This is a genomic window from Streptomyces sp. NPDC046977, assembly GCF_040644455.1.
Taxonomy (GTDB): domain Bacteria; phylum Actinomycetota; class Actinomycetes; order Streptomycetales; family Streptomycetaceae; genus Actinacidiphila.
Genome location: NZ_JBEYWO010000012.1, coordinates 1 through 13,134, shown reverse-complemented (window position 1 = coordinate 13,134; position 13,134 = coordinate 1). Strand labels below are relative to the sequence as shown.

Genomic DNA, 13,134 nt, shown 5'->3' with positions numbered 1-13,134 from the left:
ACGGGACCGGGCCGCTCCTCCTCCCGCGGTCACACAGGCCGCTCGTGCTCGGGGCGCGACCCGAGCCAGGCGTACAGCGCGGACCCGAGGACGAACAGCGCCGCGGCCGTGGTCCACGCACCGGTGACCGGCCCCGGCTGCAGCGGCCAGGCCCACACCACCCTGGTGCCGCCCGGTTCCCTCGGCGCCCCGGCGAGATAGACGGCGCTCAGGTACACGGTGGTCGGCAGCCAGCTCAGCCGTGCCCCGAGCAGCGCCGCGCCCGCGGCGCAGATCCCCGTGGCCCCCAGCACATTGCGCACCGCCGCGGACCACCCGAAGTCCGGGGAGTGGCCGGGCAGGGCGAGGGCCAGCAGCGCGGCCGCGCACGCGGTGAGCGTGACCAGGTGGACCAGCCGCCGGGGCCACCAGGCGCGTACCGCGGTCCGGTCGAGGTCGTCGCTGTACGCGTGCAGACCGGTCCCGATCGCCCCCGCCGCGAGCAGCGGGGCCAGTACCACCACCGGCACCAGCGCGTTCGCGCCGAGGGACGGCAGGTCGAGGAGCCGGCGCGCCGACCAGTAGGTCACGGCGGCGGTCCCGATCAGCGCGGCGACACCCGCGGGCAGCGCACGGGAGCGCAGGTAGAGGACGGGCCCGCGGTGGGCGAGCCGCGGCATCACGGTGCTCACGGAACCGGTACCGCCTTCAGGTCGCACCGGTCGGCGCCGAGGTAGCGGGTGAGGTACGCGCGTCCCTCGGCGGCATCCATCGCCCGCAGGTGACGCAGCACCGTCCTGGCCCCCTCCCCGTTCATGTCGTCGAAGCCCGGTTGCGGCGCGAGCCACTGCACCACGGCACCGTCCACGTCGTAGGCACGGCTCGCGGCTGCCGCGGCAGCGGCGTCGTCGCCACCGGTGTCGGCGGGGCAGTCCCTGACGAAGAGGTTCGCGACCGCGTTGTGGGCGTAGCGGGCCGGGTCCCGCAATGCGCCGTGGCGCATCTCGTCCCCGAGGTCCGCCAGCCGGGCGTCGTGCGGCCCGAGCGGCGCCGGCCCTTCGACCCAGCGGGTGGGAGCACCCGGCACCCCGCGCAGTTGGCCGCGGGCTCCGGCCAGCGCCCGTGAGACGGCGGCGAGTGCCCTGCTGTCGGCGGCGCTGACGCACACCTTCGGGACCTCGGTGTCGCACACCGGACGGGCGGCGCCCGGATCGGGCCGCCACAGTCCGTCGCCCGTCCGCGCGACGGGCACCGCGGCGGCGACCGCGAGCGCCAGGGGGATCACCGCGGTGGCGCGGCGCCGTGCGGCCAGGGCGAGCAGCGCGGCCGCCGCGAGTCCCGCGGTCCACACCGCGCTCGCGGGACCGAACCACCACTGAGGCCGGTCCCACGCGAAGGTGTGCTCCTGGACAGGGCCGAGCCAGCGCGCGTCCCCGGTCAGGTACGACGGGAGGCCGAGCACGACGTAGGTGATGACGGCGACGAGCAGCGGCAGGAGACGCCACGAGGCCAGGCGCCCGACGACGAAGCCGAGCAGCCCGATCGCGCCGAGCGCGACCGCGTCGGCGAGCAGGAGTGTGCCGAACGGATGCCCGTACCCGGCGAACGGCAAGGTGGCGAGCAGGCTGACCACCGCGGCCAGGAGGTACCCGGCGACCGGCCACACGACCGCGGGGGCGGCGGCGAGCAGCGTCCTGCGCAGTGCGGGGCGGGGCGTGGTCGCCAGCAGGTCCCGCAGGGCCGGCCGGCGATCCCGGCTGCCCTGACGGCAGCCGGCCGCCGCGGCCAGCGGGCCGCCCAGCAGCAGGCCCGCGATCCGCAGCAGGTCGGTGGTGTCCGTCCACCGGCTCTGCCAGGCGGGCGCCTTGGCGAACATCGCGATGCAGACGACGGCCGCGATCACCGCCCCGGTGGCCGGCCCGATCCCGCGGATCAGCTCGGTGCGCAGGACGCGTCCCGACCGGGGGCGCGGCCGCGCCGGTCCGCCGGACGTTCCCTGCGCACCGGAACTCCCGGTCCGCATGTCGACGGCGCTCATCGCTGCCCCCCGGTGGCCAGACCCGCGCGGTGGGCGCGCAGTGCGGCGGCGTAGCCGCGTTCGACCGGACTGACGTCACCCTGCCCGTCGCCGTCGCTCTCTCCCAGGCGGATGAGTTCGGCGGTGGTACCCCGATAGGTGACACGGCCCGACTCCAGGAGGGTCACCTCGGAGCAGGCGGCGGCGACGTCCTCGACAAGGTGGGTCGACACGACCACCGTCGACGTCGCACCCAGCTCCCGCAGAAGCGAGCGGAACTCCACGCGCTGCTCCGGGTCGAGGCCCGCCGTCGGCTCGTCGAGGAGCAGCAGCCGGGGCTCGTTCACGATCGCCTGAGCGACGCCGACCCGCCGGACCATGCCGCCGGACAGCGTCTTCACCTTCGCGTCGATCCGGTCGGACAGCCCCACCCGGTCGACCGCCCGCGCCACGGCCCGCGGCACGTCCGCCGCGGGCATCTCCTTAAGCCAGGCCACGTACGCCACGAACTCGCGCACGGTGAAACCCGGGTAGTAGCCGAACTCCTGCGGCAGATAGCCGAGGCTGCGCCGGATCTCCGCGCGTTCCCGGTGCGCGGACAGATCACGCCCGAGCAGTTCCACCCGGCCGGCCGCCGGGGCGGCCACCGTCGCCAGCACGCGGATCAGCGAGGTCTTGCCCGCGCCGTTGGGTCCCAGCAGGCCGTGCACACCGGGCCGCAGACTGAGGTCGACCGCGTCGAGCGCGATCCTCTTGCGGTGACGGACCGTCAGTCCGGTCACCTCCACGCCCGTGCCGGTCGCTCTCATGTCGTTCCCCTCGATGGTTCCGTTCGCGTTCACATGTGCCCCCGTCGGCCTGAATGGGCGACGTCGAAGGAGCGCCGGCGCAGGACGAGCAGTCCCGCGCACACGGCGGCTCCGGCCGCCCAGCCGCTCTGGGCGGCAGGGGCGGACAGCAGTGTCAGATGGTGTGCCAGCGCGTCGGCCGACACGGTGAGGCCCCGGGACAACCGGAGTACGGGCGTGAGCACCGCCAGCGCCCAGCCGGCCGAGACGATCCCGGCGGCCGTCCGGCCGTCCAGGAACGAGCCGAGGGCAGGGACCGCCAGCGTCAGCGCGAAACCCGGCAGCAGCCACGCCGCGGCTCCCGGACCCGGCGCCCCGGAGGGCAGCAGCGCCCCGGCCAGGGTCAGCGCGGGCATGCTGACGGCCAGCACGACCGCGGTCCTGGTCAGCAGCAGACGCAGCCCGCCGCCGGGAGTGGAGGCGTTGATCTCGTGCATCGGGTCCGCGTGCCGCCCGTACGACAGCGCCACCCCCGCCACCGGCAGGAAGGGAGCCAGTGCCAGCAGCAGCGGACGGCTCACGTCGGACGCGCCCCCGAGAGCCAGCCCGAACGCGACCGCGATCACCAGCAGCAGCGCCACGGTCCAGGGCCCGCGCAGAGCCGGTCCCCCGGCCCTGACCAGGCGGGCGACCGGGCCGGGACGCGGCGCCCCCGCCGCCGCCACCGTCGGCGCCGCCACCGTCGGCGCTCCGGCCTCCGACCGCGCGGCGACGCGGGGACCGGCGGCTTCCGCGGGCTGCCGCCCCGCCGTCACGGACCGTACGTCGGCCAGGACGGCCGTCAGCACCGGACCGGCCGGTCCGGACCGTACGGCGGCCGACACCAGGCCGGCACACGCCTCGCAGACCTCGACGTGCTTCTCCACCGACCAGGCGTCGGAGTCCGGGACGGCCCCGGAGGCGTACCGGGCGGCGAGCGCACCGCTCACGTGCCATGCGTTCATGCCGTTCCCTCCAGTCCGCCCAGCGGGCCGATGTCGCCCAGCAGCAGCCGCAGCTCCCTGCGGGCCCGCATGGCGCGGGTCTTGACCGTGCCTTCCGGGATGCCGAGCAGTCGTGCGGTCTCCCGGGTGGTGAGCCCGTCCACGACGGTGGCGCGCAGGACGGCGCGCAGCTCAGGGGAGATGCGGTCGAGTGCCGCGCCGACGTCGCCGAACTCCAGGCCCGAGAGCACGTGCTCCTCGGCGGAGGGGGTGACGCCGGGCAGCTGGTGCGGTACGCGCTCCGAGCGCGCCCGCGCCCGCTCGGCGTCCACCAGACGCCGGGCCGCGATCACCCACAGCCAGCCGCCCGCCGGGCCGCCGTGATGGGTCGCCGCCGACTGCCACACGCTCACGAATGTGTCCTGCAGCACATCACGCGCGGTCTCGGGGTCGGGGCACCGCCGGAGCAGCCGTGCGTACAGCCATCCGGCGTGCCGCTCGAACAGCTCGGCCAGTGCCCCCTCGTCGCCGGCGGCCACGGCGCGCAGCAGCGCGGCGTCGTCCTGATGGGCCCCTGGGGGGCGGAAAACTCTCACGTTCCCTCTGTCGCTCCGCCGCGCGCCAACGGTTCACGGCGGGGCCGGCGGGCCGCGGTGCGCGGGGCGGCGGCCGGTCTGCCGGCTCCCATCCTCGCAAAGGACCGGTCGGCGAAGGGGCGGGAAAGCGCACAAATCGAACGATGTCCGAATGGGGGGCGAGGTCCGGACCGGGGCGTGGGTGACAACGATGTCAGGACTGCCGCCGCCCGCCGGAGCACCGGTGCCGCCACCCCCGCCGCGCCCCGGTCGGCGGGGGCGGCGGCACCGGTGTTCCCGCGGGCGCGGGAGGAAGCGCCGTCAGCAGTCCTTCTCGCGCAGCGAGTGCAGGTAGGCGCTCGACCGGCGGGCGAAGGACAGGGAGTCCGCCGGGAAGTCGTGCTCGGTCTGCCAGTGGTGGGACTGCCGGCCGCCGTGGGTGCGCGTGACGGCCGAGATGAAACGCTCGTAGTCGATGTCGCCGTCGCCGACGTCGACCATGTCGTAGCCGTCGCTCGCGGCGTCGTTGCGCTCCCCGTCCTTGACGTGGAAGAGGGGGTAGCGGTCCGGCTGCCGCAGGACGTAGCGCAGCGGGTCGAAGGGGGCGGGGGTGCCGTCGACGCGCCGGGAGAAGCGGTGCTGCCCGACGAACGCCCAGTAGATGTCCATCTCCAGGTACACCAGGCGCGGATCGGTCTCGGCGAGGAGCACGTCGTACAGCCGCACGTCGGGGCGGTCGGTGGCGAAGGAGAACTCCTCGGCGTGGTTGTGCTGGTAGAACTTCATGCCGCGGGCCTTGGCGGCGGCGCCGAAGACGTTGAACTCCTCGGCGCAGCGCTTCCATCCGTCGACGGTGCTGCCGTAGCGCCAGGGGCCGGAGGCCGTGCCGATGTGCTTCAGGCCCAGGGCCTCGGCCTCGTCGAGGACCTTGGTGAGGTTCTGGGCGAAGGTGTAGGCGCCGGGGTTGCCGTCGTCGTAGTAGCCGACGTGGCTGCCGATGGCCGTGAGCCCGTGGTCCCGGGCGAGCCCGCGCAGCTGGGCGAGGGTGATGGCACCGGCGGAGCCCTGGGTGTAGCCGGCGTACTCGACCTCGTCGTAGCCGTACTTCGCGAGTTCGGCGAAGACCGGGGCGAAGCCGAGGGTGGAGACCTTGTCGCGCAGCGAGTAGAGCTGGATGCCGAGGCGGCCGGGGGGCAGTACGGGACGTCCGTGGCCGCCCTTGCCGTGGTCCTTGTCCTTGTGGTGGTCCTTGTGGTGGTCCTTGCCGTGGGCGGCGGCGGTGGGGGTGGTGGCGCCGAGGAGGGCTGCCGCGGTGGCGCCGGCGGCCACACCGAGCATGCGGCGCCTGCTGGGCCCGCTGAGCCTGCTGCTGAGCTCCGGGTCGGGGGTGCCGCTTGTACGACTATTGCCGCGCATTGTGGATAACTCCCTGTTGTCGGTGGCGTGTGGTTCAGTGAAGTCCTGCGAGGCGCAGGAGCAGGGACTTCACATCGGTGGCCGCGACGCGACCGCTGAGGGCACGGGGGACGGAGCAGAGGATGAGGGGACCTTCGTCGTCGCTCGCCGGGAGGCGGCCATGGCTGCCGCGAATAGGCGAGGGATCGAGCGGTACGACCGCCATGCGGTAGCGCATGCCGAGCTTCTTGCGGGCGAGCGCCGTCGCCGCCTTGACGCGGACATAGGGGTCGGCGGGATCCATGAACAGCTCGACGGGGTCGTAGCCGGGCTTGCGGTGGATCTCGACGAGCTGCGCGAAGTCGGGCGCCCGGTCGTCGTCGAGCCAGTAGTAGTACGTGAACCACGCGTCGGGTTCGGCGACGGCGACGAGTTCGCCGGAGCGGTGGTGGTCGAGGCCGTGGCGCTTCTTGCCCTCGTCGTCGAGGAGTTCGGCGATGCCGGGCAGGTCGGCCAGGGCCGCGCGGGTGGCTTCCAGGTCCTCGGGGCGCCGCACGTACACATGGGCGATCTGGTGGTCGGCGACCGCGAAGGCGCGGGAGGCCATCGGGTCGAGGTACTCCATCCCGTCCTGGGTGTGGACCTCGAGCAGACCGGCGCGGCGCAGTGCCCGGTTGATGTCGACCGGACGGCTCACCGGCGTGATGCCGTACTCGGACAGGACGACCACGGTCCGGCCTTCGCGCCGGGCGTCGTCGAGGAGCGGGGCCAACACCGTGTCCAGGTCGGTGGCGGCCCGGCGGGAGCGCGGGTCGTCCGGGCCGTAGCGCTGGAGGTCGTAGTCGAGGTGCGGGAGGTAGCAGAGGGCGAGGTCGGGAGTGCGGGTGCGCAGGATGTGCCGGGTGGCGTCGATGATCCAGCGGCTGGAGACGATGTCGGCGCCCGGGCCCCAGAAGCGGAAGAGGGGGAAGGTGCCGAACTCCCTGGTGAGTTCGTCGTGGAGGCCCGGCGGGCGGGTGTAGCAGTCGGGTTCCTTGCGGCCGTCGGCGTAGTAGACGGGGCGCGGGGTGACCGTGATGTCGGTGTCGGCGCCCATCGCGTACCACCAGCAGATATTGGCGACGGTGTAGCCAGGGTGGGCGCGGCGGGCGGCGTCCCACAGCTTGTCGCCGGCGACCAGGCCGTTGTGCTGGCGCCACAGCAGCACGTCGCCGAGTTCGCGGAAGTACCAGCCGTTGCCGACGATGCCGTGTTCGGAGGGAGGTGAGCCGGTGAGGAAGGTGGACTGCGCGGCGCAGGTGACGGCCGGCAGCACGGTGCCGAGCGGGGCCCGGGAGCCGCCGTCGGCGAATCGCGCCAGGTGCGGCATGTGCTCCAGCAGCCGCGGTGTGAGGCCGACGACGTCCAGGACGAGGAGCGGGGTCGGCCCGGCGGTCGCGTTCATGGCAGTTCCTTGAGGCCGAGGTCGTGCAGGAGGTCGCGGGCGAGGCCGAGTTCGGCGGCGATCCCGTCGGCGAGCTGGGCGCGGGTGCGCGGCCGCAGTTCGGCGGGGAGCGCCTGCCAGGTGTAGGTCTCGACCTCCAGGTGGTGGGTGAGCGGTACGGGACCCCCGACGAGGCGGCCGAGGGCGTCCTTCAGAACGCCGAGGGTGGAGGTGAGGGGTGGTGCCGGTGGTGCGTGCAGGGGCACGTGGAAGTGCGAGCGCCACGGTGCGCCGGTGGGGAGGGCGTCCGGGGTGAGGGCCTCGTGGAGGTCGTCGGTGCTGAGGAGGCCGTCGGCGGTGCGGGTGCGTGTCTGGTGCAGGAAGCGGGGTTCGGCGAAGGCGGCGAGTGCGTCGCGCACGCCGGGGAGTTCGGGGTGTTCGGCGTGCAGTGCGGCGGAGAGCTGGACCTTGGGAATGGCGATGCCGGCGGCGGTGAGTGCGTTCAGTGCCGCGACGGGTTCTTCGAAGGAGGTGGCGAGATGGCAGGTGTCGACGCAGATGCCGATGCGGGGCTGTGCGAGGTCCGTGAGAGGGCCGATCGCGTCGGCGGTGGTCTCGATGGTGCAGCCCGGCTCGGGTTCCAGGGCGATCCTGATGGATTTCCCGGTGAGTTCGGCGAGCGCGTCGAGACGCTGGGCGAGGGTGGTGAGGGCGGCGCGGGCGGTCGCGGCGGCGCGCTCGTCGAAGAGGGTGCGCCAGGCGAGCGGGAGGGTGGAGACGGAACCCTCGGTGACGTCGTCCGGGAGCAGGGCGGCGAGCAGGTCGGCCAGGACGCTGGTGTAGGCGAGGCGCTCGGGTTCGGTCCAGTCCGGCCGGTAGACCCGGTACTTCACCTCCTGGGCGCCGAACCCCTCGTACGGGAAGCCGTTGAGGGTGACGACCTCGAGACCCCGGCTCTCCAGGGCGGCGCGCAGTCCGCGCAGCGACGCCGGATCGGTGTGCAGGGCGCGCGCGGCGTCCTTGGCGAGCCACAGGCCGATGCCGAGGCGGTCGCGGCCGAGGCGCTTGCGCACGGGTTCGCAGTGGTCGCGGAGCTGGGCGAGGACGCCGTCGAGCGTCTCGGCGGGGTGCACATTGGTGCAGTAGGACAGGTGGACGACGGAACCGTCCGGGTGGCGGAAGCGCATGGTGGCCGTCCCCTCATTCCCCGCCGCGGAGCAGGGAGTTGCCCTCGTGCAGGTCCCCGGTGGCGGGGGCGTCCAGATGGAGCCTGCCGCTGCGGCCGTAGAAGGCCACCGGATTGCGCCACAGGACCTGGTCGACGTCGTCCTCCCCGAAGCCGGCCGCGAGCATGGCGTCGGCGGTGCGGCGGGTCTTGAGGGGGTCGCTCTTTCCCCAGTCGGCCGCGGAGTTGACGAGCACCTTCTCCGTGCCGTGGGCCTTCAGCACGGCGACCATGCGGTCCTCGTCCATCTTGGTGTCGGGGTAGACGGAGAACCCGAGCCAGCAGCCGCTGTCGGCGGCCTCCTTGACGGTGGTCTCGTTGAGGTGGTCCAGGAGGACGTGCTCGGGGTCGAGCGAGGACTCGCGGACGACGTCGATGGTGCGTCGCATCCCGGCGAGCTTGTCGCGGTGCGGGGTGTGCACGAGCGCGGGCAGTCCGTGGTCCGCGGCGAGCTGGAGCTGGGCGGCCAGTGCCGTGTCCTCCGCCGGGGTCATGGAGTCGTAGCCGATCTCCCCGACGGCGACGACGTTGTCCTTGACGAGGTAGCGGGGCAGGGCGTCCAGGACGGGGGTGCAGCGCGGGTCGTTGGCCTCCTTGGGGTTCAGGGCGATGGTGCAGTGGTGGGCGATGCCGTACTGCGCGGCCCTGAAGGGTTCCCAGCCGAGGAGGGAGTCGAAGTAGTCGAAGAAGGACTCGGGCGAGGTACGGGGCTGTCCGAGCCAGAAGGAGGGTTCGACCAGGGCGCGGACACCGGCGTCGTACATGGCCTGGTAGTCGTCCGTGGTGCGGGAGGTCATGTGGATGTGGGGGTCGAAGATGCGCATCAGGACTCCTCCGTGGGGGACGTCAGGGCGAGGAGGCGGTGCAGGTCGGCGGGGACGGGCCGGCCGGCGGCGGTGCGCTCGGCGGCGTAGTCGCCGAGCATGCGGGCCAGTTCGGCGTCGCCTCTGGCGCGTTCCGCGAGCCGGTCGGCCGCGTCCACGGGCACCCCGGTGAACAGGCACTTCAGGAGGGCCTGACGCCAGGCGGGCGGGTCGAGGTGCTCGGCGGCGTAGGGGCCGACGGCAGCGGCGACCAGCCGGGTGTCGTTGGTGCGCAGCGCGTCCTGGACGAGGGGCAGTCCGTCCGCGGGGGCGGGTGCCAGGTGGGGCAGCGCCAGGAGGACCGCACGCCGTTCCGCGGCGGCGCCCTGCTGGTACAGCCGGGTCAGGGTCCGGGCGTCGGGGCGTGCCTCGCGCAGCAGGAGGACGCGCACGGCGTCGGCCTGGTCCTGGCCGCAGTGGCGGCCGGCGGAGGCGAAGCGCAGTTCCCAGGGGGCCGCGGTGCGCCTAGGGCCGGGGGCGTCCCGGGACGTGGCGGCACTGAGTGCGGCGTCGGCGAGGGCCGTGTCGAGCCAGGTCCGGGCGTCGTCGTCGAGCCGGTTGCGGAGGTTCTCGCGGGTGGGTGCGGTCATGCCGTTGCTCCGATCGTGGGGGCGTGGGAGCGCAGGAAGTCGAGGGAGGTGCGCGCGAGTTCGGGCCCCGCGTGGGAGTGGCGGGGCAGTTCGACCACGGTCAGGCCCTGGTAGCCGGTGGCGGCGAGGGCTTGCAGGACGGGCGGGAAGTCGATCTCGCCGTCACCGAAGGGGAGGTGTTCGTGGACGCCGCGGCGCATGTCCTCGATCTGGACGTGCCGCAGCCAGGGTGCGGCCTGTGTCACGCAGTCGGCCGGGGTCGCCGGTTCCAGGCACTGGCAGTGGCCGATGTCGAGCGTGAGGCCGAGTGGTCCGGGGTCGCCGAGGAGGGCGCGCAGGTGGTGGAAGTCGTCGAGGCACGACAGGAGATGGCCCGGCTCGGGTTCGACGGCGAGCGGGACGTCCGCGGTGGCTGCGGCGTCCAGGACGGGGGTGAGGGCGGATCGGAGCCGGTCCCAGGCGACGGGGGACGGGGTGCCGTCGGGGGTGATGCCGCTGAAGCAGTGCACGGCGTGGGCGCCGAGGTCCGCCGCGACCTGGACGGCCCGCACGAGCAGCCGGGTGCGGGCGGCACGGGCGTCGGGGTCGGGGTCGAGGAGGGAGGGGCCGTGCTTGCGCCGCGGGTCCAGGACGTAGCGGGCCCCGGTCTCGACGGTGACCTGGAGGCCGAGCCGGTCCAGACGCCCCGCCAGACGGCGCGTGCGTCCGGCGAGATCGGGCGCGAGGGGGTCCAGGTGCATGTGGTCGAGGGTGAGTCCGAGGCCGTCATAGCCGAGGTCGGCAAGGAGGGTGAGGGCGTCGTCGAGGCGGAGGTCGGTGAGGCCGTTGGTCCCGTAACCGAAACGCAGGGTCATGTGGGGCTCACCTTCCGGGCCAGCCGCCGGGCCAGCGGACCGAGCGCGAGGACGGCCAGCGCGGTGGTTCCCGCGCCCGCCCGTGCCGCTAGGGCCGCCTGCAGCGGGATCATGGCGCGGATTCCGGCGCCGACTCCCCGCTGGGTGAGCTGCGGGGAGGGATTGAGCGCGGCGTGGACGAGAGGGGTGAGGGCGGTGCGGGCGTACGAGGCCGCCGCCAGGGCGGCGACGGCCCGGGGCCCGGGCTCCGGTCGTCCGGTCACGGGTCGGTCGGGCGGGAGGGCCCGCGCCGCACCGGCATCGGGACGGCGCCGGCCCATTGACGCGGGGAGGACCGCGTCGTGCGCGGACCGCCGGTGCGCGCGCAGTGAACGGAGCGCCCCGGCACCGCCGGCGGTCACACCGGCGATGCCCGCCGTCACGGCCACCGCCGCCATCGGCGCCGCGGTGGAACCGCCGTGCGCCTCGTGCCGGGACACCGAGGTGACGGCGTAGGTGTGGGCGCCGAGGATTCCCGCGTGGGGCAGGGCGGCGGCGAACGCGCGGGGCCGGGTCGCCGTCGCGCCGAGCAGCAGGTCCAGGGCGCGGGCCGACGCCATGGCGGCCGGGCCTGCCGGAGTGTGCTTGAGCCCCAGGTCGTACGACCAGACCGTCGCCGCCAGGGCCGTGGCGGCGGCCAGCGGGGCGCGCCCCGCGCGGCGGGCGAGTGCCAGCCCGGCCACGGTGAGCACGCCGGCCGCCGTCAGGGCGGCGGCAGGTGTGATCCGGCCGGACGGGATGGGGCGGTGGGGGCGGTCGACGGCGTCCTCGTCGCGGTCGGCGTAGTCGTTGAGGGCCATGCCCGCGTGGTACAGGCACAGCGAGGTGCCGATGGCGAGGAAGGTACCGCGGTGCGGGCGCGTCCCGGCGGCGGCCGCGCCCGCGAGGGCGTCGCCGGGCACGGTGAACAGGGCCGAGATGCGCAGCAGTTCTGCCCAGGCCCAGAGCCGCGCGGCTCGCGCCGGGGCACCGCTTGCCGGTGCGGCCGGCGGTGCGGCGCCGGGGCCCGGCCGGCCGTTGTCGCGCGCTTCGGCGTGCGCCTGCGGGGCGCGCGGCTCGCCCGTCGTCGGGGCCCCGCCGTCGACGACGGCGAAGGCCCGCCTGCCGGGTGGGGGCGTCACCGTGACTCCCCCAGCCGTCCGGCGAGGGTGAGGAGCGCGGCGTACTGGTCGGCGAGAGCGGCGGGGGCACCCGGGTCCGGGTCCTTGAAGTAGAAGGCGAGTTCCGGCAGTGGGCCGCTCAGTCCGGCCTCGTGGGCGCGCGCGACCAGCCGTGCGAGGTCGAGGACGAGAGGCGCCGCGAGGGCGGAGTCGCACCCCTGCCATGTGGTCTGCAGCACCATGCGGGTGCCGAGGAAGCCGTCGAAGGCGACGTGGTCCCAGGCGGTCTTCCAGTCGCCGAGGGCCGGGACGTCGTCGATGTGCACCTCGCCCTCGGGGGCGCCGCCGAGGATGTCGGCGAGGACGCGTTCCTTCCCCGCGTTCTTGGCCGCGGCGGCCGCGGGGTCCGCGAGCGCGGCCCCGTCGCCGCCCCCGAGCAGGTTGGTGCCCGACCAGGACCGTACCGAGAGCGCGCGCTGGACGAACATCGGGGCGAGGACGGAGCGGAGCAGGGTCTGCCCGGTCTTCCCGTCCCGTCCGGCGTGCGGAAGCCCGCGTGCGCCGGCCGCGTCGGTGAGGGCGGCGGTCCGTATCCCGGTGGAGGGGGTGAAGTTGACGTAGGAGCATCCCGCTTCGATCGCCGCGGCGGCGTACAGGGAGCTCGCAGGCATGCGGGTGCTGCCGGGTTCGGGCACGGGCTCGGTGGAGGCCACGTTGACGACGACCGTCCGGGCGAGGGCGTGGCGGCGGGTGAAGACGGTGATGTCCGCCGCGAACGCCGCGATCAGTTCGTCGTCGCCGCGGGTGTCGCCGGGCAGGGGGCCGCCGGTGCGGATCTCGCCGTCGGCGGCGGCCAGTTCGGTGTGGAGTGCGGACGGCAGGCCGTGCGGGAGGACGCCGGCCTCCGCGAGGAGTTCGGCCCGCTTGCCCAGAGGGCAGGCAGCCGTGTCGTGTCCGCCGAAGACCAGGGAGGACAGCGCCGGCAGCCCGGCGTCGGCGAAGGATGGGGTCTCGGTCACCATGCCGGTCGCCGGGTGGAGCCCGGCGGTGACCGCCGCGCATCCGGTGACGGCGGTGGTGGCGACGGAGCCGCGGGCTCCGACGAGCCACACTCCGGTGCGGTCGGGCGACGGGCGGTCCGGTGCCTGGGCCTGCGGATTCCTCACGGCTGCCTCTCCCTGCTGCATGGGGTGGGGGCGGGGGGGGGGGGGGGCGCCCGGGCCCCCCCCCCCCCCCCCCGCGCGGGGGGGGGCGGGGGGGGCGCCCCGCGACTGGGGAAGACTGTAGTTTTGTGTGGGTGAGG

13 protein-coding genes are annotated in these 13,134 nt (G+C 74.6%); all 13 read right to left on the bottom strand.

Annotated features, from left to right (window positions below; all coding sequences use genetic code 11):
• Positions 1 to 29: 29 nt before the first annotated feature.
• Entirely contained in the window at positions 30 to 671 is a 642-nt protein-coding gene (locus ABZ883_RS19480) for a hypothetical protein (protein WP_360907477.1), read from the bottom strand.
• Positions 668 to 2,017, bottom strand: coding sequence for a hypothetical protein (locus ABZ883_RS19475; protein WP_360907475.1), 1,350 nt, complete (start codon positions 2,015 to 2,017; stop codon positions 668 to 670). Before ABZ883_RS19475 ends, ABZ883_RS19480 begins: the two co-directional genes overlap by 4 nt.
• A complete protein-coding gene (locus ABZ883_RS19470) occupies positions 2,014 to 2,805 on the bottom strand; it encodes an ABC transporter ATP-binding protein (protein WP_360907473.1) in 792 nt (263 codons plus the stop codon). Before ABZ883_RS19470 ends, ABZ883_RS19475 begins: the two co-directional genes overlap by 4 nt.
• A 29-nt stretch (positions 2,806 to 2,834) precedes the next feature.
• Entirely contained in the window at positions 2,835 to 3,788 is a 954-nt protein-coding gene (locus tag ABZ883_RS19465) for a zf-HC2 domain-containing protein (protein ID WP_360907471.1), read from the bottom strand.
• Positions 3,785 to 4,363, bottom strand: coding sequence for an RNA polymerase sigma factor (locus ABZ883_RS19460; protein WP_360907469.1), 579 nt, complete (start codon positions 4,361 to 4,363; stop codon positions 3,785 to 3,787). Before ABZ883_RS19460 ends, ABZ883_RS19465 begins: the two co-directional genes overlap by 4 nt.
• 300 nt (positions 4,364 to 4,663) lie before the next feature.
• On the bottom strand, positions 4,664 to 5,758 hold the full coding sequence (locus ABZ883_RS19455; RefSeq protein ID WP_360907467.1) for a sugar phosphate isomerase/epimerase: 1,095 nt from the start codon (positions 5,756 to 5,758) through the stop codon (positions 4,664 to 4,666).
• Positions 5,759 to 5,792: 34 nt separating this feature from the next.
• On the bottom strand, positions 5,793 to 7,181 hold the full coding sequence (locus ABZ883_RS19450; RefSeq protein WP_360907465.1) for a nucleotide pyrophosphatase/phosphodiesterase family protein: 1,389 nt from the start codon (positions 7,179 to 7,181) through the stop codon (positions 5,793 to 5,795).
• Entirely contained in the window at positions 7,178 to 8,347 is a 1,170-nt protein-coding gene (gene eboE / locus ABZ883_RS19445) for a metabolite traffic protein EboE (protein ID WP_360907463.1), read from the bottom strand. Before eboE ends, ABZ883_RS19450 begins: the two co-directional genes overlap by 4 nt.
• A 13-nt stretch (positions 8,348 to 8,360) precedes the next feature.
• Positions 8,361 to 9,209, bottom strand: coding sequence for a TatD family hydrolase (locus ABZ883_RS19440; RefSeq protein WP_360907460.1), 849 nt, complete (start codon positions 9,207 to 9,209; stop codon positions 8,361 to 8,363).
• A complete protein-coding gene (locus tag ABZ883_RS19435; RefSeq protein ID WP_360907458.1) occupies positions 9,209 to 9,838 on the bottom strand; it encodes an EboA domain-containing protein in 630 nt (209 codons plus the stop codon). Before ABZ883_RS19435 ends, ABZ883_RS19440 begins: the two co-directional genes overlap by 1 nt.
• Entirely contained in the window at positions 9,835 to 10,692 is an 858-nt protein-coding gene (locus ABZ883_RS19430) for a sugar phosphate isomerase/epimerase family protein (protein ID WP_360907456.1), read from the bottom strand. The genes ABZ883_RS19435 and ABZ883_RS19430 overlap by 4 nt, the downstream gene beginning before the upstream one ends.
• On the bottom strand, positions 10,689 to 11,660 hold the full coding sequence (locus tag ABZ883_RS19425) for an SCO3242 family prenyltransferase (protein ID WP_360907847.1): 972 nt from the start codon (positions 11,658 to 11,660) through the stop codon (positions 10,689 to 10,691). Before ABZ883_RS19425 ends, ABZ883_RS19430 begins: the two co-directional genes overlap by 4 nt.
• A 188-nt stretch (positions 11,661 to 11,848) precedes the next feature.
• Complete coding sequence (locus ABZ883_RS19420) at positions 11,849 to 13,018, bottom strand: inositol-3-phosphate synthase (RefSeq protein ID WP_360907454.1); 1,170 nt, start codon at positions 13,016 to 13,018, stop codon at positions 11,849 to 11,851.
• Positions 13,019 to 13,134 lie beyond the last annotated feature (116 nt).